Genomic DNA, 20,352 nt, shown 5'->3' with positions numbered 1-20,352 from the left:
GGGGGCCGCACCACCAGGAGCCGTCCCCCGGCCACCTTCCCGCCCCGCCCCCGATGTCCGTGGTCACGCCGGTCGGCGGCGGAAGGCCACCACCGCGTTGTGCCCCCCGAACCCGAACGAGTTGCTGAGGGCGAGGTCTCCGGAGGAGGGGAGGGGGCGGGGGCTCTTGGTCACCACGTCCAGGCCGATGGCGTCGTCCGGGACGTCGCAGCCGATGGTGGGCGGGATCAGGCCGTGATGGAGGGTGAGCACCGTGGCGACGGCCTCCACACCGCCCGCCGCCCCCTGGAGATGGCCGAGGTGCCCCTTGAGCGCGGTGACCGGCACCCGCGCGCCGAACACGGCCCGCAGCGCGCCCGCTTCGGCGAGATCGCCGTCGACGGTGGCGGTGGCGTGCGCGTTGACATGGACGACGTCGACGACATGGGCGCCCGCGTCCTCGACGGCGCGGCGCAGCGCCAGGGCGATACCCCGGCCGGACGGGTCGGGCGCGGCCATGTGGTGGGCGTCCGCGGACAGACCCCAGCCCGCGGCCTCGCAGTAGACGCGCGCCCCGCGGGCCCGTGCGTGGTCCTCGGCCTCGAGGAGCAGGAACCCGGCGCCCTCACCGTTCACGAAGCCGTCGCGGTCGCCGGCGAACGGCCGGGAGGGGCTGGTGAGCCCGACCGGGTGGGCCGAGAGCGCGCGCATCGCGGCGAAGGAGGCCATGATCGCCGGGGTGACCACCGCCTCGGCGCCGCCGGCGAGGGCGACGTCGACCCGCCCGTGGCGGATGCGGTCGACGGCCTGCCCGACGGCCTCGGTGCCGGAGGCGCACGCGCTCGTGACGGTACGGGCCTCACCGGTGATGTGCAGGGCGAGCGACACCTGCGACGCGGCCTGCGAGGGCACGGTCATCGGCGTGGTCAGCGGGGAGACGGCGCGGGGCCCGCGCTCGCGCAGCGCGCGGTCGCCGCCGACGAGGACGGAGGCGTCACCGAGGATGGAGCCGACCGAGACCCCGACCCGCTCGGGTGAGAGACCGCTCTCCTCCGTGCCGGCCGGGTCGAGCCCGGCGTCCTCCCAGGCCTCGCGGGCGGCGAGCACGGCGAACCGGGCGGCCCGGTTCATGCGACGGGCCTGCGGCCGGGGCAGCAGTCGGGCGGGGTCGACGGGCACGGTCCCCGCGATCCGCACGGGCAACCCGGCGAACTCCTCGCCCTCCAACTCCCTTATCCCACACCGTCCTTCCAGCAGCCCCCGCCACAGTTCCCCGACTCCGACGCCGAGGGGCGTCACGGCGCCGAGCCCGGTGACGACGACCCGCCGCGCCGCACGGACCTCGGCGGACCGCCGCGGACGAGGACGATGCCGTACGAGGTGCTCCCGACGGAGGTCTCGGGCGCCCCGCTCCCGCAACTCCCCGTCGGAGAGGGATTCCTGTTCCCCGCAGTCCGGATCCCGGTACCACCGCCCCCACTTACGGGTGTACGACTCCTCGACGGCCCGGGGATCCACCACACGCAGTGAACCGACCCGGTCTCCGTCCCGGAATTCGACGGCGCCGAGATCGGACGAGTCGAGCTCGGGAATGCCCGAGAGGTCCACCCGACGACAGCTGACGCTCACCCGAATCCCGCGTTCGAGAACCACGTCACGGTCTCTCCCGCCGAGCGGCGGCCGCAACGTGAGCCGAACGGCACCCGGAGCTTCCGCCAGGGTGCGCATCACCACGTACCAGGCGTTCTCCGCCAGATCCTGCTCGGAGAGAGCGAGAAGATCACCGGCAGCGACTTCGGCGACGACGAGGGCGTGGGGTTCCAGGGGAACGTCGAACGAATAGCGCATACGAGCGATTACTTTCTCTGGTGCTTTCCCTCTTCAACTCTCGACGAGAAAACCCCCATTGCATAGATGCCCGCACCATTCACCTGCCGACACCCTGCATTCCCCGAAGCGGAAAAGAGCCCCACCCTTCCCGCCCCCGCGCCGGCGCACGCCGGGCCCGAAAGAACGCCGGCTCCCACGCGGGGGCGCACCGTCCGGGGTCGGGGCCGGCCCGGCCGAGGGTCGGAGAGCACGCGGAAGACGTCGGAAGTACACGCACACGGCCGCCGCCGGAGAGGCAGTCGCACTCACCAAGGACGACGGACCACTCGGCGCCGGGAGAGGGCCAGAACACGGGGCAGGCCCACTCGAGGCCCGTCAACGAGCCCAGGAGGTGGGCGCAGGCCGCGTGGGGCGATCGATGGGTGCAAGGCCCTGAGGGTCTTCGCCGGTGAGCCGAACAGGGCGGGACACCTGTTCAGCGCAGACCACTTGGAGATACCCGACGCCGTAGGGCCGACGCGTACGGACCCTGATGGAATCGACCAGTCAGCGGCATCCGCCGCCCCATACCCAACGGCTCACAGCGGGAGACCTCGTTCCCGACCCGGGCAAGGAGCCACAACGGCGCCGAACGGACAGCGCCTTGACGACCGCAGCCGGGACGAGGAACCGCCCCAGCAGGGATCCCGAGCCACGCGGCCCCACGGCGCCCAGCAGCCCCGGGCCACCTTCTGCCGTAGCGGTACGGGAGGTGGAACTACGTCCCTCCGCTCATCCGGACGATCCAGGCACGCGACGGCCCGAGCGCGATCCGCCTGCACATACGCGAAGACCCCGGCCGCCGCGTTTCCGCTGGTGACGGGGTCTCTGTGCACCTCATAAGGGGTGCCCCGGCAGGATTCGAACCTGCGCACACGGCTACGGAGCACCATCGGAGTTCGGCTTGCAGATGGGCTCTGGTCAGCCGTTTCCTTGATCCCGGGAGCTGTGGGCTGTCCTCCTGTATCGCGGTGCGCAGGAGGCAGACAGCGGCGGACCACCCGCTGCGCGGCTGTCGGGGCGACGTCGGCGGGCTCGACAGGCGGATGGTGGTCCTGCCGCGCATCGGCTGATCCTCGTCGCGGGGCGTTGGATCAGACGGCCAACCTATGCGGGGGTGCCCGCGCCGCCGCACCCTACGGCGGCGGGAGGATCGAGTCGGGCCGGTTGCGACAAGTGGGCTGCGTCTTCCCCGGCGCAGTCACAGCGGCAGCGATCCGCTCAGGAGCGGTTCCACCGGCCTGCAGGGTGCCGCCCAAGACGGCCACCGCCGCGGCCTGGGTGTGGGCCACCGAGACCGTCGTCGTCATCGCACTGATGGTCGCCGGCTACTGGTACTCCGGTCGTCCCCGTCCGCCGCCGCGCCGCGGGCGCCGCCGTTCCGGCGGCCGCCGGAACGGAGCCGGTCCAGGTGTGAGGCCGCGCGGCGCGGCGGTTCCCCGCCGCGCCGCGGACCCCGGCCTCGTGACACGAGCTCAGCCGCGGGGGCTGGTGATCCGCTCGGGCAGGATCACGTAGATCACCCGGACCTGGTCGCGACCGCCGAACCATGGGTAGGGCCGGCCGAGGTACTTCTGCGCGAGCGCCTCGATGTGCTCGACCGCTCCCTCGGTGGTCACCCGCACCACACGGCCGCGGATCTGGACGTAGGAGGACGGTTCCGAGGGGTCGGAGACCGCTAGGGCCACCCGCGGGTCGCGTGCGATGTTCCGGGTCTTCTGATGCGACTCCACGCTGTTGATCAGGACGTGTTCGCCGTCGGTGTCGACCCATGTCTGGGTGAGCTGGGGCGAACCGTCGGGCATCGTCGTGGCGATGTAGCAGGTGCTGGGGCGCCGCAGCATCGCCAGCACGTTCTCGCCGAGGGATACGGGCACGGGTCTCCAGGAGTAGGGCCGGTGGATGCCGGGTCCACGGTAGCCACGCGTACGGACCGGCCCTCGCCCAGCCCACGGAACCGCTCACCGGCCGGGCTCAGAGTTCGCGGTACTTCGCCTTGGGCGTGACCACGTGACGGTCGTCCGTCATGCCTGCCGGGGCCTCGAAGTCGCGCCACCGGAGCGGGAGTGCGGGGGAGACCGGGCCCGTCTTCATCTCACGGACACAGACCGGGGCACACCGACGCTCCGGGACACGCGTCCCGTCTCTGGTGAGCAGTGGACCGATTCCGGGGAACGGCACGACCGCCGCGGGCTGACAGCACGGGAGGCCAAGAGCGACCGGCCGGTCCCCATTCCGCCCGTCCTGGTGGCGATCCTGCGGGCGCACCTGGACGGGTACGGCACGGCCAAGGAGGGGCGCGCGTTCGGCAACGAGCGTGGGGGAGCGGTCGGCTCTTCTGCCTACTGGCGGGTGTGGGAGGAGACGCGGGAATATGCGCTCCCGCCCGAGCGCGTCGACTCACGGTTGGCCGGGCGCCCCTACGACCTGTGGCACGCATGCGTCACGCGGTGGTTGAACGCGGGGGTGCCGATCGCTGAGGTTGCCCGGCGGGCCGGCAACTCTCCCGAGGTGATCCACCGGCGCTGTCACGGCTGCATCGACGGCCACGAGGAAGCCGCCAACGCGAAGATCACAAGCGCATTGGAAGAGGACGGAGGCGCTGCATAGCGCTCCGTGTCATCGCGCCGCGAGGGCGGTCCGGGAGATTCGGACCGCCCTTATGGGTCGGCACCTACCTGCGGCTCTCCCGGCCACGGCTCGCCTGGGAGCGCCCCGCAGCGCGTGGCTGCGGGGCGCCTGGTGGGGGTTAGTCGACATCCTGCCCGTCGAACTTGCCGCCCTTGCAGATCGGGAGCTTGGCCGCGGACGTGCGCGACCGATCGACCATTCCGCCGCCCTGCTCGCACTCACCCGGGGTGAGGCTGGCGGGGGTGGCGGTTGTGGCGGTTGTGGTCGTGGCGGTGGCGGTGGCGGCGCCTGTGATGCCGAGTCCGGAGAGGGCTGCCGTCGCGATGACGGCGGCGAGGATTCGTCGAATGCGCATTTGGTTCGCCTTTCACGGAATACCTCGGTTGGGACACCACTCAGCTTGATGTTCATCCATGTGGGTGACACGTCATGTTAGGCCGTTCGGGTGACATCCCTGTCGGGAGCGGAGTCGGTGACGCGACCCGCCGGACCGGTCGCTAGAGGTGCAACAGTGTCCAAAAGCCCTGTTGGCCCGCGCTATCGGCTCAGGTATCGCCTAGCGCCGCCCGGTACGCCTCGTATCGAACCCGGGCGTTATCGAACATCTCGATCGCGGCTGGGATGGCACCGCACTCTTCGAGGCGTGCTGCCCGACCGCTCCTTCCGTGAGGTCCGGTCGGGATGATTAGCGCCATCGCCGATGCCACTCTTTCGATCGGTTTAGGTCATTGAGAAAACCTCAACCACGCTGTGAAGCTCTTCGGTTTGGGCATGTCCACATGCTTCCGCAGAGTCCTCCGACGTCGGCAGGGGTGCCCTGTTCGTGAGGACCGCGTGAGCGTGTCGGAGGTGTGTCGCATGTACCGCGGATGGTGCGCGGACAGTGAGAGACGACAAGAGAGGGCGGGAGTCAGTGAGACTGACTCCCGCCCTCTTCTCTCGGCATCCGCCCTGGTCAGCGCTTTATTCTTGCTGATCTACGGCGAGTGCCCCCGGCAGGATTCGAACCTGCGCACACGGCTCCGGAGGCCGATGCGATGCACTGGGTCGGTGCAGGTCTGAGCCTCTTCACCGTGCTGGAGAGCCGGACTTGTCCACAGGTGGTCCACGACTCAGACTCCCCGACCGCTGGCATCGGGGAACTGCAACGGCTGTAAAGTCTGGACCGCATCTGGGACAAAGCAAGCCGTCAGATAGACGACAACAGTCGCTGGCAGCAGTCAACCGCCATGTTGGTGAGCCCGCGCGCTCGACGAGGATCCCATGACACTCGATGGCTACCTACACGAGGGCAGGGCTGTAGCTGAGGATCGAGCGTCATAGGCAGCCGGCGATCGCTGCGGTAACGACCCCTACCTCCTTCAACCGCCATGGTTTGTTCACGCGCCCGTAGCTGAGGCTGGTCCGTAGGGTTCGAACAAGTCCGCTGCGGCACGAATCTTCGTACGACCACCCCTGGATGCCGCAACTGCTACTACTCTTAGCCTCCCCTGGTAGGCGATCGATTGAGGCCGAGGACACATGGGACTGCTGCAACTCACTCAAATTCAGCGCCGTGTTGAGGAGACAACCTTCCCCTTTGTTGATGTAAGCGACCTCGCGGCTCACGAACCCGCGCACGTATACGTAAATCACCTGAGTCGCGCGCTGGCCGCCTTCGTAATTGCTAAGCGAGGAGGATTGGACTGGGAGTCGGCTTCTGCAACAGTGACTGACGGATCTGGGGATAATGGGATTGATGCCATTGCGCTCAACTTGGAGCAAGATCGACTATTGGTTGTCCAGTCCAAGTGGTCGCAGGACGGTCGAGGAAGTCTTGCACTTGACGACTTCATCAAGTTTCGCGAGGGTATCTCAGACCTAGTGCAACTTAGGTGGGAGAGGTTTAACGAGAAGGTTCGCGTTCGCCAGAAGGAAATCGAAAAGGCGCTACTAGATCCCAAGATGCAGATCGAGATCATCGTGGCTCATAGTGGCGTAAGCGATTGCTCTTCGGATATACGTGACCGCATGGAAACGTTTCTTGATGAGACGTTCAACACGCCGGATGAAGTAGCATCTTTCAACTACCTAGGCCAGTCGGGGATTCACAAGCTACTCCTGGACGATCACCAATTGCCGAAGATTGATCTCTCGGTTGAGCTGGCAGACTGGGGGCAGTTCGCGGGAGAGCCGGTAGCCTATTACGGTCAAGTCTCCGCGGCGCAAGTTGCAGAGTGGCACAGGGAGCACGGCACTGCTCTTTTTAGCAAGAATGTTCGTGTCGTGCTAAATAATTCGGAAGTCAACGAAACGCTGATCGATACTCTCCGCGAGAGTCCCGCAGAATTCTGGTACTACAATAACGGAATTACGATCCTCTGCGAGAAAATCTCTAAGTCGCCTGCCTATGGAGCGGATCGAAGGATCGGCGCATTCACATTTTCCGGGGCGGATGTCGTAAATGGAGCACAGACAGTAGGTTCGATCGCAAAGGCCGCGCGACTAGGTGTCGATCTCGGTAAAGCGAAAGTGACCGTACGCTTCATTTCCCTCGAAGGAGCAGAGTCCGAATTCGCGAATAGTGTTACGCGAGCTACGAATACTCAAAACAGAATCACCGGGCGAGATTTTTTGGCTCTCGATCCGGAACAATCTCGTATCAAGAACGAGTTTCTCGTGGAGGGTCTGACATACATCTATAAGTCCGGAGAGGCGGACCCCGCCCCAGAAACCGGATGCAGTGTCACTGAAGCTACAATCGCTCTCTCATGCGCGAATCCTGACGTAAGCCTGTCAACGCAAGCTAAGCGTGAGATCAGCCGGTTGTGGGATACCGGGGACCGGGGCGCGTATAAAAAGCTCTTCAACCCCTCGATAACCTATCAGCGTATTTGGCGATCAGTTCGTGTCATGCGACAAGTTGAAGAGTTGCTAGGGGACACCCTGCAGTCTCTCGAGGGGCGTGCTCGCGGAATGGCTGTCCACGGAAACCGCTTCATCCTGCATCTGGTTTTCCGCCAGCTAGACACGAAGAGTATTGATGACCCTCGCTTCGACTGGAATAGCCAGGCTCGTCAAGTTCCGGGACTAGTGGCCAAGACGCTGACAGTGGTAACTGATGTGGCTGATGCCGACTATCCAGGATACCCCGCTAGCCTTTTCAAGAATGCAACTAAGTGTGCAGGGCTTGCACGAAGCGCCCTGACGAAGCTGCGCGATAGCTAGAGCAGGTGGGCCTGCGCTCAGACCACCGAGCGACAGCTTCCCATTGGCGACTGGGACTGATCGCAGAATGCCCGGCCGAGCCGCAGGTCAGCCTTGACTGATCGTGTTGAGCGTTGAGCAGCTTGTTGATACTGCTGCTGGAACTGGAGGAGCTGAGCTGGCTCCTCCAGTTCCATATGATCTACACGCCACTTAGCTGAAGTCACACCTTATCGGGCATGCGGAGGGCCGTGGAGTGTGCTGAAAAAGTATCGCTCGTCACGGTGTGACGAGCGATACTTTCAGACCTGTGCCTTGGCGCAGCCGGCTGACCGAGGACACTGCGTGCCATGTGAGCACATGTCGACTATTCGGTACCCTGTAATCAGGGCGCTTACAATTGGGGACCCGAGTTCAGTCGATTCTTCTCTGCCGAGAAGCGAGTCTGACTTAACCGAGTTCTGGGAACAGAGAGTCAGCGACAGCCTGCCTCGGCACCCTAGGTGTGTCGGCACGCTCAGCGCGACGGATGTTCTCCATAACAATTCGCGGCCACTCGGATATTACTTCGCTACCCACAACGACTTCATCGAGCAACCCCATGTATAGAAGGTCAACCGTACGCCGGACGTCGGATTTCCTTGCGCGCCACTGTTCCAGACCATCGAGGATGGCGTAGTGGTTTACGTGAACTCCGAACTCGGCCTCGAACATGCGCAACTCGAGTCCGACCAGGTGCAGTTCATAGATGGCATCAGACATCTTTGAACCGCCGCCTGTCTTTCCCCAGTACTCTTTAATCTCCCATAGCGCAACTGGGTTCAGAAGGTCAGGGAGAGCGCCGTCAAGGCGTCTTGGGGAAACCCAGATATGCTCATCGGACAAAAGGGCGGCGCGACTCTGCGGATTGGTATTTACGGGAACATTTGCCTTTTTGCATTCCCGGTAAATAACCGCGTCTACAGTGTTGACGAGAACCTTCGGTGATGCGTGATAGCCGGCGAGTTGTACGCCGTAGCTTTGCAGGACCTGATCGGAGACGGTTGCGTAGTCTCTCTTGGCTTCCTCCTCAGTCCGCATGAGGCTGAAAGCCGTTTCAGACACTTCGCGCCGCTTGCTCCAATATGAAGACAGGCGCTGCAATGCGTCCTCCCGCTTCTGGAGGTACAGAGCCAATGCGTCTGCTGCGGGCGTGCCTGCCGAACGAAGGAGATCCATGATTTGGCTTGGCGAAATTGCATCGGCGTATCTACGCTGTGCCGCCGGCTGATCGGCGAGCATTCGCACAACGTGCCAGAATGGATCATCCCAGCGTGGAGCGGCGAAACCGTCTTGGCGTCTCACTTCGTCTATCCCTCGTCGTCAGGTAGCAAATGCCTTGAGCTGACACCAAGCGCTTCCGCGAGTCGGTAAATATTCACCAGACTAATATTGCGCTCACCACGTTCCACGCTCCCGATGTAGGTGCGGTGAAGGCGTGCAATGTCTGCCAATTGCTCTTGCGATAGCCCGGCCTCGACGCGGAGCTTCCTAACGTTTTGGCCAAACCTGACCAAGACCGAACGATCATCCACAAGGGCTGTATACTGCCCGAGTGACGACGATGGGTCTACAGACTATGAGTAGCAGTCGCCTCGCTGAGGGGCGTTCATTCCTGAAGTGGGTCGGCGGGAAGACGCGGTATGCGGATCAGCTCGTAGCCCTCGCGCCTGCGTTCGAAGGGCGGTATTTTGAACCCTTTATGGGGAGTGCTGCAGTTTTCTTCGAGCTGGGTCCGAGTGAGGCATCTCTCTCAGATGCGAACCCTGAGTTGGTTATCTGCTTTCAGCAGGTTGCGCATGACCCAGAGAAGGTCATGGCGCTGCTCGATGAAATGCCAAATAACCGGGAGTTCTATAATGAGCTTCGATCGAAGGACGTCCGTGAGATGTCTGATGTCGATCGTGCAGCGCGCGTAGTCTTTCTAAATAAGACCGGATTTCGTGGGCTCTGGCGGGTCAATAAGAAGGGTCAATTCAACGTCCCTTATGGCGAGTATGACCGCCCATATTACAATCGAAAGACCCTGCTTGCTGCCGCTGAAGCGCTTCAAGGTGTAGAGATTCAGCATCGAGATTTCGCCAATGCATTGAGGGAGGCGCAAGCTGGGGATTGGGTCTACCTTGACCCTCCATATGTCCCCCTTGGGGGCTGGGCCGACTTTAAGCGGTATACTCCCGAACAATTCGGGGAAGAAGATCAGCACCGGTTGGCGACAGGGATGCTAGAGGCCGCGGATCGCGGTGTTTTTGTAACCATGTCGAACAGCGAGACTCCGCTCACCAGGGAGATCTTCAAGAGTTTTCACGTCACGTCAATGGCTACGCGCCGTGACATTAATCTGAAGTCACAGAAGCGCGGCAGTCAAGATCTCGTTTTCACGTCATACGAGATCCCCGATGGTGGATTGAATGAACAGCAGCAGAGCTTGACTCTCTTCGATTGACGAATGTGTCGTCGGTGGATTGGTGGCGAGTGCTGCCGAGGTCGGCGGAGCGGCTTTGGGGTGGCGCTGCTTTGGTGCGAGTGATCATGGCCCCGTAAGCTTCCGGCGCGTCGGGCAGTCTGTGGACCTGCCCGGTAAAGCACGACGTTGGGGGCCATGATCTTCGAGGCTCGCGCCAAAGTGGCTCCGTAAAGCCGTGGAGCCGACCGCCCCAGCCACGACGTACCCCTCCTCTTGCCTCAAGCGGCCTGATTGTTCCGAGCGCGGTACGGGCGCCGGCCGGGCTGGAGCGGGGCGGAGACAGGAGCGCAGGCCCGGCCGGGGGCCGTACCGCGCGCGGGGAGCGGAGCGAGCCGCCTTGAACCAGTAGAGAAAGTTGTAACTCAGTCGGTCGCATGGGGCTTGAAGTCATATGCGCAGGACGGAAGTTCAAGGCCCCGCCTGTGTGCCAGGGGCAGGAAGAGCGCTGGTCGGGCCGTCCAAGAGATGCGTATGCCGCCCTGGTTGATCGTGACTGTACAGAGCTCCGAGCGCAGGAGAGCTCTCCTCGTCTGGATGCGGCCCTCGTACAGCCACTCCCAGGCCTCGTCGGACGCCCTGGAGTCCAGCGCTGGCGTGATGGTGCGGAGTGCGATCGCTATCCAGCGGTCTGCCTGGCTGGCCGAGTACGCGTCGAACGAACTGTGAAGGGCCGGCTGCTCTGCCCTGGTGAGGTCTTCGGTCCAGCATTCGCACCAGAAGCCGCGGATGTATCCGTTCACGAGGTCGCTCCGGGCGGGTAGGTCACGAGGACGTAGCGCGTGTTCTCGTCGTGCAGGGTGAGTTGGTAGGCCGTGCCCGTGATCAGGTAGCTAAGGGCTCGTTCGTGTTCGCGCTCGTCCCTTAGCCAGTAGCGGCCCGGCTGGGCGTATGCCGTGTCGAGCTGGTCCGTGACGTTCCTCGTGCGTTCACGTAGCCACCGCAGGGCCAGGCGGGGACTCGTCGCATCGTGCGATCCCAGGAGGATCGAGCTGGTCTCGTGCAGCGGGTATGCCACGGCCCAGCAGCGGTAGGTGCCACCCTGTCCCGGCCCCGCTTCGGCTAATTCCTCGGGAGTTGTCGACGTCAGCACCGGTGACCTCCCGGTTGGGCACCCGTGAAGAGTTCCACGGTGACCGTGTGGCCGGCCTGGCTGTCGTGGATCACGACCCGGTGGGCGATCAAGCTGACCATGCCCAGGCCCCGCCCGTGTGTGGCGTCCTGGTCGGCGTGCTCGGCCTTCGGCGCTGTCCCGGTGCCGCCGTCGTCTGTGACCGATAGAGCGACCACCTGGGAAGAGACCGCGAGAGCCAGATGGAAGCTGCCCGACCGCCGTCCGCTGGCGGTGTGGAGGATCGCGTTGGCGCTCAGCTCGCTCACGATCAACTCGGCGTCCTCGGCCAACGGCGACCCACGCAGGATGTCCCGTGTCCAGCGGCGGGCCCTGCTCACCTCTTCCGGAAATCCTGGGCAAGTGAGGCCCCAGACCCGCGCAGTGCTCGTATACTCGTGCATACAAGTTCCTTCGTGCTGGTAGGCCGCCATGTGCAGCGGGTTCGGGCTAGACGAGTTTCACGCCATCATGGGCGCGGACAGCCGGCGGGGATGCCGCGTCGAGAGCGTCCAGGACGCGGATCGCGTACGCCTCATCGGCGAGGTCGGTGACTTCTTCGCGGGTGGCCCAACGCAGTGCGCGGGTCTCGTCCCCGGTGGTGGGCGAGCCATCGGCGGCTTCACAGCGGAAGACAAGAGAGACGATCAAGCCCGTCATGTTCTTGTAGACGCCGGTGAGGGTCGCGGGAAGCGCGATCTTGATGCCGGTTTCTTCGAGGACTTCGCGTTGGAGTGCCTCGGGGAGGGTTTCCTCCCGCTCGACAACGCCACCCGGAGGTTCCCACTGGCCGTTGTCGCGCCGCTGGATCAAGAGGGCCCGGCCCTGGTCGTCGACGATGACTCCGGCAACGCTCACGGAGTGGGGACGGTCAGTGCTCACGTTCCTCGGCCCTCTCAGATCGCTAGGCTCTCCACCGTAGCAACAACACTCGCCCACTCGTCTAGATACCTAAAGGAGTACTCGTGACCTCACTTCCGTCCCTGCTCGGCGATCTGGACCCCACGAGCGATCGTGCGGTGTTCCGGCAGATCGCTGACCAGCTGCGCGAGGCCATCGACCGTGGGCGATTCAAGGAGGGCGAGAAACTCCCCTCGGAAGCTGAGCTCGTCGAGCACTACGGCGTATCCCGGATGACCGTCCGCAACTCCTTCTCCATCCTCCAGGGTGAGGGCCTGGTCGCCGCCGAACATGGGAAGGGCGTCTTCGTCCGGCCGCGTCCGCCCGTCCGCCGGCTGGCCTCCGACCGGTTCGCCCGACGCCACCGCGAACAGGGGAAGTCCGCGTTCATCGTCGAGGCGGACGCTGCGGGCAGTCACCCCCAGGTCGACAGCCTTGAGGTCAAGGAGGAGAAGGCCAGTCAGGACATCTCCACTCGGCTCGGCTCCGTACGGCGCGTGCTCGCCCGCCGGCGCCGGTACCTGCTCGACGGCCGACCGGTCGAGTTCGCCACGTCGTACCTCCCGCTCGACATCGCGCGCGGCACGCAGATCGCCGAACCCAACCCCGGCCCCGGCGGCATCTACGCCCGACTTGAGGAGCTGGGACACCACCTCGACCACTTCGAGGAGGAGATCCGCGCCCGGATGCCCGCGCCGTCCGAGGTCAAGACACTCCGGCTGGCTTCTGGTGTGCCGGTGATTCACCTGATCCGCACCGCGTACGACACGGAGGGACGGGCCGTCGAGGTCTGCGACACCGTCATGGCGGCGGACGCGTACGTCCTCTCCTACCAGCTCCCGGCGACCTGACAGGCGGTGCGCGAGGCCACTTCTTCGGACTCGTACACGCCAACAGGCATACTCGTATAGACGAGTGGGCAAGTTGTGTGGCAGGGTGGTCCGCGTTCCCGGAGAGATCGGGTTCGAAGGCCGCATCTTGTATAGACGAGTAGATAGGAAGAACTCTTGCGCACCATCCGTGTGGAGACCTCGGCCGCGACGATCCTGCTGACCGAGGCACCCGAGCCCAAGGTCCGTGACCGTCAGACCGGCGAGATCGCCAAGGACGTCAACACCGGTGAGGCACTGATGACGATCGGCGTCGTCTACATCGAGGAAGGGGAGTCCTCTCTGATCAAGGTCACTGTGCCCGAGAGCGGGGTGTCCGAGGGACTCGCGCTCGGCGCACCGATCTCGCTGCCGGGTCTCGTGGCCCGGCCGTGGGAGAGCGTGTTCAACGGCCAGCAGCGGCACGGCATCGCCTACCGCTCCGCCGCCGTCACCCCGGCCATGTTCCCGGCCGCCATGGGGGCCACGGCCTGATGACCGACCTGACAACGCTCCTGGAGGTGGGTGGTCCTGTCGCCGCACTCGGCGGCGGGGCTGCCTACACCCGGGCCAGGCATCCCGGCGTCTACTGGTCCACGGTCGGCCTCCCGATATCCACGGCCCGGCTCCTCGGCTCGTACAGCTCGGTCATGGAGGCGTGCGGCCTGACTGTGGCTCCGTCCCGGCTGCGGGTCTTGGCGGTCAAGGCCACCACCCGCCGTGAAGTTCGGCCCGTACCACCGCGGCGGGGCATCATCCGGCCAACCTCGACCGGGTTACGCATTCGCCTTCGGCTCGCGCCCGGTCAGGAGCCGGCAGACGTCGCCGCCTCGGCGGAACGGCTCCGGCACGCCTGGGGGGTTCACGCCGTGTACGTCACGACCGTCAAGCCGGGCGTGGTCGAACTGCGGCTCGTCGGCTTCGACGTACTGCGGCGTGTGCGTATGCCTCGCAAGGTCGCGTCCGGGCTTCTCGAAGTGCCCGTGGCCCTGCGGGAGGACGCCACCCCGTTCGTACGCGACTACCGCACCGTTCCCCATCAACTCACCCTCGGAGCAACGCTCTCCGGCAAGTCCATGTATCTGCGTCACCTCGTTGCCGGACTCGCCCCGCAACCCGTCGCCCTGGTCGGCATCGACTGCAAGCGCGGCGTGGAACTGTCCCCCTTCGCGGCGAGACTCTCCGCCCTCGCCACCGACCCCGAGCAGGCGGCCGAACTGCTGCCCGCACTCATCCAAGAGATGGAGGACCGGTACGAACTGATCAAGGCACGCCAAGGTCTTGCCCCGGGCACGCCCGACGAGGAGATCACCTCGGACGTCTGGGGGCTTCCCGAGGACGAACGCCCCGTCCCCATCGTCTTGTTCGTCGACGAGGTGGCCGAACTCTTCCTCGTGGCCACGCGCAAGGACGAGGACCGGCGGGATGAGATGGTCACCCAGCTCATCCGGCTCGCCCAGCTCGGCCGTGCTGCCGGTATCTACCTGGAGGTGTGCGGGCAGCGCTTCGGCGCCGAACTCGGCAAGGGAGCGACCATGCTCCGGGCCCAGCTGACCGGCCGCGTCTGCCACCGCGTCAACGATGAAGCCTCGGCCAAAATGGCTCTCGGTGACATCGCCCCTGAAGCGGTCTCCGCCGCCTGCGCCATCGCACCCGAGCGGCCCGGTCTCGCCGTCGCGGGCGATTCATCCGGCGGCTGGTCCCGCATCCGCACGCCGTACCTCTCCCTCGGCGATGCCGCGGAGATCTGCCGGGAGTCGGCGCACATGGTGCCTGACCTGCCCGCGCTCAAGCCCTTTCGACCCGACGTGCCCGTACGGCCCGTCGAGTCTGCGGCCCCGGTTGTCCAGCCTCGCCCTGTGACCGACTGATTCCTTTCCCTCCACTCCGGCCGGCGTGACCTCTCGCGCCACGTCCCTACCCCTGCCATGCCTGAATCCGGAAGGAGCCGCAGCATGCGCGCCCAACTGGCCCGTGTCGACGCGGTGCTCGTCCAAGCGGTCATCGCTGCCGCGCTGTCCTTCGCCCACCTGCACGACGTCGCCTCGGCGGCTGGTCAGGACGGGTGGAAGGCATGGGCGTATCCCATCTCGGTCGACCTACTGCTCGTCGCCGCATGGCGCCGACTGCGGGCCGGTGACGCGAAGGCGGCCGGGTGGTGCTGGTTCGTCATCGCGCTGGTCGCCTCCCTCGGCGCGAACGTCGCCACTGCCGGGCTCCTCGACCTGGACCAGGTCCCGGCCTGGCTCCGCATCCTCGTCGCGGGCTGGCCCGCGGTCGCCTTCCTCGGCGGAACGCTCCTCGCCCACTCGGCACCGTCACCGCACGAGGACACCGAGACCATCGAGGCCCAGGTGGACGCGTCCGAACTCGTTCCGGCGCTCCCCGCGCAACCGGTGCCCGAACCGACCCCCGCTCCGCCCGTCGTGTCCGTCCCGGCCGCCTTGGTCGAGCACGCCCGAAAGGTCGCCGCGGAACACCGGACGCGGACCGGAGAGGCCATCGACACCCCGACCCTCCGCGCCCGACTCGGCGTCCCCGCACCCATGGCCGACGCCATCGCCGCTCAGCTCTGAAAGGAGATCCGCGTGACCGCCAACCGCCGCTTCCGCTCCGTCACCCGCATCGGCCCCGTTCAGGTCGGCACGTCCTACGACGGCCGGGGCCGTGAGAAGCACACCGCCGCCTGCACAGCGCCGCGCTGCGGATTCTCCGCGGACTACGACAGCCGCGCCGCCGCCGAACTCGCCGCCCGCACCCACCGCTGCCCTGTCCGCTGAAAGGACCTGACCTCCGTGACCGTCAGCCTGCCACTCGTTCTCGTGCTCGGCCTAATCGCCTGGGGAGCGGTCAAGTTCCTCGGCGTCCGCACCTGGATCGTCGTCGTGATCGCTCTGTTCGGCTTCCTGCTCTCGCGCACCTTCATGGCCCCGGCCATCGACTCCGGCACGCGCTCCGGCGTGGACGTCATAAACGGCTCACATAACTAGACGAGTAGATAAGGAGACCTTCGCTGTGTTCCTGCCCAAGTACCCCGACAACCCGACCCCGCCGCCCGCTCACACCCACACTCCGGCCGACCCGGTACCCGTACGTCCTGCGGCACCGCAGATCTCCATCAGCACGGGAGCGGTCGCGGCCGTCCTCGCCGGCGGAGTCGTACTGACCGCGCTCCTGGCCGCCGTCGCCGTCACAGCCATCTCCGTGGCCATCGCCGCCGTGGTCCTGCGCTCGATGCTCCGCGACCAGCACCGCCGCTGAGCCGCTGCACGCCAGACCCCCGGGACGGCCTTGATACCGCCAAGCATCCGCCGCCCCGGGGGCCCTACCCCTCCTGACCGAAGCCAGAAGGAGAAACCCATCATCACCCGCGCCACCCCGCCCCCGCTCACCGAACTCGGAGAGCTGGCCGCGCTCGGCACCATGCCCGCACTCCTGCGCCAGCTCTCCAGCCTCGGCGGTTGCACGAACCCCATCCGCCTCGACGGCCACCGCACCGAATACGACGTGAACACCCGTACGGGAGAGGTCGGCAAACTCCTCCACCGCCTCGACTCCACTGAGCTCCCGGCGGGTCACCTCCTGGTCCGCTGCAACAACCGCCGCACGACGCGCTGTGCTGCCTGCGCCGAGGTCTACCGCCGCGACACCTTCCACCTGATCACCTCAGGACTGCGTGGAGGCAAGGGCATCCCGGAGCGCGTCGCCGCGCACCCCCGTGTCTTCGCCACCTTCACCGCACCGAGCTTCGGCCCGGTCCATAACCGCCCCACCGGCCCGGCCGGTTCGGTCCGCCGCTGTCGCTGCGGCGTCCTCCACGACCAGGCCGATGCCGCACTCGGTACCCCGCTCGATCCGGACACCTACGACTACGAAGCCGCTGTGCTCTGGAACGCGCACGCCGGTCCGCTCTGGCGGCGCTTTTCCACCTACCTCCGCCGGGAGGTCGCCAAGCGGGCCAGACTGTCACAGCGCGCGTTCCGGCAGTACGCCCGGGTGTCCTTTGCCAAGGTCGCCGAGTACCAGAAGCGCGGCGCCGTCCACTTTCACGCCGTCATCCGCATTGATGGCCCCGAGGGCGGCGACATTGCGCCGCCGGCTTGGGCCACCGCCGAACTGCTCACCGACGCCATCGGTGCCGCCGCTGCTCACGTGCGCGTGGACGGCCCGGTCATCGACGGGCGCCCGCACACCTTCACCTTCGGTCGTCAGCTCGACGTACGCACCATCCGATCCGCGGACTTCGACGGCGGCCGGGAGCTGACCGAGCGGGCTGTCGCCTCCTACATCGCCAAGTACGCGACCAAGGGCGCCGAGACTGCGACGGGAGCTCTCGACCGCCCGCTGAAGTTCCTCGCCGAGCTGGCCCAGCTCGACATCAGCGAGCATGCCCGCCGGCTGATCCGAACGGCCTGGACGCTCGGAGCCCGCAAGGAGTTAGAAGAGCTCCGGCTGCGGGCCTGGGCTCACATGCTCGGCTTCCGCGGCCACTTCTCCACCAAGTCCCGCCGATACTCCACCACCCTCGGCGCCCTCCGCACGGCCCGCGCGGACTGGCGCCGTGCTCAAGCGGCGTCCGCACAGCCCGAGCGCGAGCCCGAGACGACGTACATCCTCGCGCACTGGGCCTTCGCCGGAACCGGTCTCTCGGCCGCCGAAGCCTGGCTGTCCGCGTCGCTCGAACCCGCCCTCGGTACGGAAGGAGAACCGACATGAACTCGCAGCACGACGAGCTGATGACCGTGCGGCAGGTGCTGGATGAGCTGGGTGGGGTTTCTCGCCGGACGTTCTATCGCTGGCGTGAGCTGGGGCATGGGCCGGCCGCATTCAAGCTGCCCAACGGGGAGCTCCGGGTGTGGCGAAGTGATTTCTCCACGTGGTTGCGAGAGCTGGAGGCCGCGGCGTGAAGTCTCTTGACGTGAAGGTCTGGGCCGTTCGGAAGCGTGACACGAAGACGCCCTCTTACGGCGTTCGGTGGTTCGTGGCGGGCAATGTCTTCTCCGACTCGTTCCGGACGAAGGCACTCGCCGATCACTACCGCTCGAAGCTGATGCGGGCGATGCGCGACGGCGAGGAGTTCGACCAGGCGTCCGGGCTTCCGGACTCGATGGAACCGAAGAAGTCGGCTGTGTCCTGGTACGACTTCGCCCTCCGGTACCTCGCCATGAAATGGCCACACGCCGCTCCCAATACGCGCGACGGCATCAACGAATCGCTCACCAGTGTGACCGTGGAGCTCCTCGACGAGCGGGCTGGACGGCCGTCCGATCAGGCCATTCGCCAGGCGCTCCGCAACTGGGCCTTCGTCCTGCCGGGGCCTGATGACCGAGACGTTCCGGACGGCGTGCAGAACGTCCTTCACTGGGTGTCGAAGGCGTCGCGACCGCTCGCCGATCTCGCTGAACCTGCCACGGCCCGCGCGGTGCTGGACGCGCTGAAACTCAAGCTCGACGGCACGGCCGCGGCAGCCGAGACCGTGCGGCGTAAGCGGCGGACCCTTGTCAACGCTGCCAACTATGCGGTCGACCTGGGGGAGCTGCGCGAGAACCCGATCACGGCCGTCCGATGGCAGAAGCCGAAGGTTTCCAACCAGGTCGATCCTCGAGTTGTCGCGAACCCCGAGCAGGCTCGGAATCTCCTGGCGGCCGTCTCCTACGTGGGCGGCTATCGGCGGGCCCGTGGTCGGCGCCTGGTGGGTCTCTTCGCTGCGATGTACTTCGGTGGTCTCCGTCCGGCTGAAGCGATCGGCCTCGTCGAGACGGACCTGAGCCTTCCCGAACAGGGCTGGGGAGTGGCGCTGCTTCACCGGACTCGTCCGTCGGTCGGCAAGCAGTGGACCGACTCGGGGGAGACTCACGACGACCGCGGTCTGAAGAACCGGCCGGTTGAGGACGTCAGGCGGGTGCCGATCCCGCCCCATCTCGTGGTCGCGCTTCGCGAGCACCTGGCTACCTTCGGCACTGCGGACGACGGGCGCCTCTTCTTCAGCGAGAAGGGTTCGGTAGTCCCGTCCTCGACCTACTACCGGGTTTGGCAGGAGGCCCGTCTCCTCGCGCTCCCGCCGTCCGTCGCGGCCTCGCCGCTCGCGAGTCGGCCGTACGACCTGCGGCACTCGGCGCTGTCGACGTGGCTCAACGCGGGGGTCGACCCCACAGAGGTGGCCGAGCGCGCCGGCAACAGCGTTGAGGTCCTGCTGACCCGCTACGCGAAGTGTCTCGACGGACGGCAGGACGTCGCCAACCGGCGTATCGAGGATCTGCTCCGCGAATACGAGTGAGAGACCCTGCACACCCCACCGAGGCCCCGGGCAACTTGTCCGGGGCCTCTCTCGTCATGAGCCCTACCTGTTGCGACGCTTCGAGCTGAGAGCGAACGAGGGGGGACTCGTGGAGCTGAAGGTCACGCGTTGGAAGCGGTACGGACATGATCGCCTGTACGCGAACCTGCCTGATGGCAGGGCGGTCGGCTGGGCAGATGTGAAGACGGGGGACATCACGGTCCTGGTGGCCGAGTATCGCGACGACGTGATCGCCATCCTGACAGACCACTTACGGAACAACCCCGAACCGGCCCAGCCGCAGAAGACACTCGGGACACCCCAGGCTGAGGCTGAGGTTCCCCCGTTGCTGCCGCCCCTGACGGCGGCCGATGACCTGTCGGCCAACCGTCCCGGCGAGTCTCTGCTCGATAAATCCGGGCCGGGCCTGATCAAGCGGGTCGTCTCGCAACTCCTGCGGCGCCCCGCCGAATGGGACTCCTGGCGCAAGGGCCTTGCGGGGGAGCGGCGGGTGGGAGCCGAACTGAACCGATTGGAGCGGCACGGCTGGCGTGTCCTGCATTCCATCCCCTTGGCAGACAAGGTGGATGTGGATCACCTACTGATCGGGCCTGGCGGCGTATTCAGCATTAATACGAAGAAGCATCAAAAAAGGTCGGTATGGGTCGGCGATGACTCAGTCAAGGTCGATCACGGAAAGCCGGCACCCTATGCGCGCAAAAGCCGGGCTGAGGCCAAGCGGGTAGCTCGCGTGCTTGAGCATTATTGCGGCTTCCCCGTACCGGTGGAACCCGTGCTCGTCTTCGTCGGTGTGACCGATTTGAACGTGGTCGCCACGCAGCTCAGCGTACGCGTGTACAGGGAGCGTGAAGTGGCGGCACTGGCGCCGCTTTCCGGGGTGCTGACGGCCGAGCAGGTCGAGCGGGTGTACGGCGTCGCTCGCCATCGGCAGGCTTGGATCCGGGCATGAGCCGGTGCGTCCCAGCGAGGTGCCGGCCTCCCTGCGTGATCTGTGGGTGACCACCGG

23 protein-coding genes are annotated in these 20,352 nt (G+C 66.0%); 14 read left to right on the top strand and 9 right to left on the bottom strand.

Annotated elements, in window-relative coordinates; genetic code table 11:
• Positions 1–63: 63 nt before the first annotated feature.
• Positions 64–1,827 carry a beta-ketoacyl-[acyl-carrier-protein] synthase family protein gene (locus tag OG776_RS15830; RefSeq protein ID WP_329321250.1) on the bottom strand — a complete coding sequence of 588 codons (1,764 nt, stop codon included), beginning with the start codon at positions 1,825–1,827 and terminating at the stop codon, positions 64–66.
• A gap of 1,496 nt (positions 1,828–3,323) precedes the next feature.
• Positions 3,324–3,725, bottom strand: coding sequence for a PPOX class F420-dependent oxidoreductase (locus OG776_RS15825; protein ID WP_261994642.1), 402 nt, complete (start codon positions 3,723–3,725; stop codon positions 3,324–3,326).
• Between the two features lie 370 nt (positions 3,726–4,095).
• Here OG776_RS15825 and OG776_RS15820 point away from each other — a divergent pair, with 370 nt between their 5' ends.
• Positions 4,096–4,458 carry a hypothetical protein gene (locus OG776_RS15820; RefSeq protein ID WP_410093204.1) on the top strand — a complete coding sequence of 121 codons (363 nt, stop codon included), beginning with the start codon at positions 4,096–4,098 and terminating at the stop codon, positions 4,456–4,458.
• A gap of 139 nt (positions 4,459–4,597) precedes the next feature.
• Here the strand turns inward: OG776_RS15820 and OG776_RS15815 are convergent, their stop codons facing one another.
• Positions 4,598–4,834 (bottom strand): hypothetical protein, encoded by a 237-nt coding sequence (locus OG776_RS15815; protein WP_148010451.1) that lies wholly within the window; start codon positions 4,832–4,834, stop codon positions 4,598–4,600.
• A gap of 1,166 nt (positions 4,835–6,000) precedes the next feature.
• Here OG776_RS15815 and OG776_RS15810 point away from each other — a divergent pair.
• A complete protein-coding gene (locus OG776_RS15810) occupies positions 6,001–7,686 on the top strand; it encodes an AIPR family protein (protein ID WP_329326446.1) in 1,686 nt (561 codons plus the stop codon).
• A gap of 429 nt (positions 7,687–8,115) precedes the next feature.
• On the opposite strand, the gene OG776_RS15805 is transcribed toward OG776_RS15810, so the two are convergent.
• Both OG776_RS15805 and OG776_RS15800 read right to left on the bottom strand, forming a co-directional pair.
• Positions 8,116–8,946, bottom strand: coding sequence for a DUF7687 domain-containing protein (locus OG776_RS15805; protein WP_329326445.1), 831 nt, complete (start codon positions 8,944–8,946; stop codon positions 8,116–8,118).
• Between the two features lie 68 nt (positions 8,947–9,014).
• Entirely contained in the window at positions 9,015–9,239 is a 225-nt protein-coding gene (locus tag OG776_RS15800) for a helix-turn-helix transcriptional regulator (protein ID WP_329326444.1), read from the bottom strand.
• A gap of 29 nt (positions 9,240–9,268) precedes the next feature.
• Between OG776_RS15800 and OG776_RS15795 the strand changes: the two genes are divergently transcribed.
• On the top strand, positions 9,269–10,150 hold the full coding sequence (locus tag OG776_RS15795; RefSeq protein WP_329326636.1) for a DNA adenine methylase: 882 nt from the start codon (positions 9,269–9,271) through the stop codon (positions 10,148–10,150).
• A 383-nt stretch (positions 10,151–10,533) separates the two neighbouring features.
• Here the strand turns inward: OG776_RS15795 and OG776_RS15790 are convergent, their stop codons facing one another.
• From OG776_RS15790 to OG776_RS15775, 4 genes are read right to left on the bottom strand one after another with little or no spacing between them, the layout of a single operon-like run.
• Entirely contained in the window at positions 10,534–10,911 is a 378-nt protein-coding gene (locus OG776_RS15790) for a hypothetical protein (protein WP_329326443.1), read from the bottom strand.
• Positions 10,908–11,261 (bottom strand): hypothetical protein, encoded by a 354-nt coding sequence (locus OG776_RS15785; RefSeq protein WP_329326442.1) that lies wholly within the window; start codon positions 11,259–11,261, stop codon positions 10,908–10,910. The genes OG776_RS15790 and OG776_RS15785 overlap by 4 nt, the downstream gene beginning before the upstream one ends.
• On the bottom strand, positions 11,255–11,683 hold the full coding sequence (locus OG776_RS15780; protein WP_329326441.1) for an ATP-binding protein: 429 nt from the start codon (positions 11,681–11,683) through the stop codon (positions 11,255–11,257). The genes OG776_RS15785 and OG776_RS15780 overlap by 7 nt, the downstream gene beginning before the upstream one ends.
• Before the next feature lie 46 nt (positions 11,684–11,729).
• On the bottom strand, positions 11,730–12,137 hold the full coding sequence (locus tag OG776_RS15775; protein ID WP_329326440.1) for an NUDIX hydrolase: 408 nt from the start codon (positions 12,135–12,137) through the stop codon (positions 11,730–11,732).
• Between the two features lie 107 nt (positions 12,138–12,244).
• On the opposite strand from OG776_RS15775, the gene OG776_RS15770 reads away from it, so the two are divergent.
• From OG776_RS15770 to OG776_RS15720, 11 genes are all read left to right on the top strand, one after another.
• Positions 12,245–13,030, top strand: a complete 786-nt coding sequence (locus tag OG776_RS15770) for a GntR family transcriptional regulator (RefSeq protein ID WP_129813870.1) — start codon at positions 12,245–12,247, stop codon at positions 13,028–13,030.
• A 156-nt stretch (positions 13,031–13,186) separates the two neighbouring features.
• Positions 13,187–13,543, top strand: coding sequence for an SCO3933 family regulatory protein (locus OG776_RS15765; RefSeq protein WP_329326438.1), 357 nt, complete (start codon positions 13,187–13,189; stop codon positions 13,541–13,543).
• On the top strand, positions 13,543–14,919 hold the full coding sequence (locus OG776_RS15760) for an FtsK/SpoIIIE domain-containing protein (protein ID WP_329326436.1): 1,377 nt from the start codon (positions 13,543–13,545) through the stop codon (positions 14,917–14,919). Before OG776_RS15765 ends, OG776_RS15760 begins: the two co-directional genes overlap by 1 nt.
• An 84-nt stretch (positions 14,920–15,003) precedes the next feature.
• Positions 15,004–15,624 (top strand): DUF2637 domain-containing protein, encoded by a 621-nt coding sequence (locus tag OG776_RS15755; protein WP_329326435.1) that lies wholly within the window; start codon positions 15,004–15,006, stop codon positions 15,622–15,624.
• Between the two features lie 12 nt (positions 15,625–15,636).
• Positions 15,637–15,828, top strand: a complete 192-nt coding sequence (locus OG776_RS15750) for a mobile element transfer protein (RefSeq protein WP_030673588.1) — start codon at positions 15,637–15,639, stop codon at positions 15,826–15,828.
• 15 nt (positions 15,829–15,843) lie between these two features.
• On the top strand, positions 15,844–16,038 hold the full coding sequence (locus OG776_RS15745) for a hypothetical protein (RefSeq protein WP_329326434.1): 195 nt from the start codon (positions 15,844–15,846) through the stop codon (positions 16,036–16,038).
• A gap of 25 nt (positions 16,039–16,063) precedes the next feature.
• On the top strand, positions 16,064–16,309 hold the full coding sequence (locus OG776_RS15740) for a SpdD protein (RefSeq protein WP_329326432.1): 246 nt from the start codon (positions 16,064–16,066) through the stop codon (positions 16,307–16,309).
• A 162-nt stretch (positions 16,310–16,471) separates the two neighbouring features.
• Positions 16,472–17,764 carry a replication initiator gene (locus OG776_RS15735; RefSeq protein ID WP_329326430.1) on the top strand — a complete coding sequence of 431 codons (1,293 nt, stop codon included), beginning with the start codon at positions 16,472–16,474 and terminating at the stop codon, positions 17,762–17,764.
• Positions 17,761–17,955, top strand: a complete 195-nt coding sequence (locus tag OG776_RS15730) for a helix-turn-helix transcriptional regulator (protein ID WP_329326429.1) — start codon at positions 17,761–17,763, stop codon at positions 17,953–17,955. Before OG776_RS15735 ends, OG776_RS15730 begins: the two co-directional genes overlap by 4 nt.
• Positions 17,952–19,325: a tyrosine-type recombinase/integrase gene (locus OG776_RS15725; RefSeq protein WP_329326428.1), complete on the top strand. Its 1,374-nt coding sequence runs from the start codon at positions 17,952–17,954 to the stop codon at positions 19,323–19,325. Before OG776_RS15730 ends, OG776_RS15725 begins: the two co-directional genes overlap by 4 nt.
• Before the next feature lie 109 nt (positions 19,326–19,434).
• Complete coding sequence (locus tag OG776_RS15720) at positions 19,435–20,295, top strand: nuclease-related domain-containing protein (protein ID WP_329326427.1); 861 nt, start codon at positions 19,435–19,437, stop codon at positions 20,293–20,295.
• Positions 20,296–20,352: the final 57 nt, after the last annotated feature.

This window comes from Streptomyces sp. NBC_01689 (assembly GCF_036250675.1).
Classification (GTDB): Bacteria; Actinomycetota; Actinomycetes; order Streptomycetales; family Streptomycetaceae; genus Streptomyces.
Note: the sequence above shows the minus strand (reverse complement) of the source record. Positions and strands in the feature narration are given on the sequence as shown.

Coding starts and splice junctions, on each gene's coding strand:
- OG776_RS15780 (WP_329326441.1), bottom strand. CDS start 11,683: ATGCACGAGTATACGAGCACTGCGCGGGTCTGGGGCCTCACTTGCCCA.
- OG776_RS15760 (WP_329326436.1), top strand. CDS start 13,543: ATGACCGACCTGACAACGCTCCTGGAGGTGGGTGGTCCTGTCGCCGCA.
- OG776_RS15730 (WP_329326429.1), top strand. CDS start 17,761: ATGAACTCGCAGCACGACGAGCTGATGACCGTGCGGCAGGTGCTGGAT.
- OG776_RS15810 (WP_329326446.1), top strand. CDS start 6,001: ATGGGACTGCTGCAACTCACTCAAATTCAGCGCCGTGTTGAGGAGACA.
- OG776_RS15735 (WP_329326430.1), top strand. CDS start 16,472: ATGCCCGCACTCCTGCGCCAGCTCTCCAGCCTCGGCGGTTGCACGAAC.
- OG776_RS15815 (WP_148010451.1), bottom strand. CDS start 4,834: ATGCGCATTCGACGAATCCTCGCCGCCGTCATCGCGACGGCAGCCCTC.
- OG776_RS15805 (WP_329326445.1), bottom strand. CDS start 8,946: ATGCTCGCCGATCAGCCGGCGGCACAGCGTAGATACGCCGATGCAATT.
- OG776_RS15755 (WP_329326435.1), top strand. CDS start 15,004: ATGCGCGCCCAACTGGCCCGTGTCGACGCGGTGCTCGTCCAAGCGGTC.
- OG776_RS15830 (WP_329321250.1), bottom strand. CDS start 1,827: ATGCGCTATTCGTTCGACGTTCCCCTGGAACCCCACGCCCTCGTCGTC.
- OG776_RS15795 (WP_329326636.1), top strand. CDS start 9,269: ATGGGTCTACAGACTATGAGTAGCAGTCGCCTCGCTGAGGGGCGTTCA.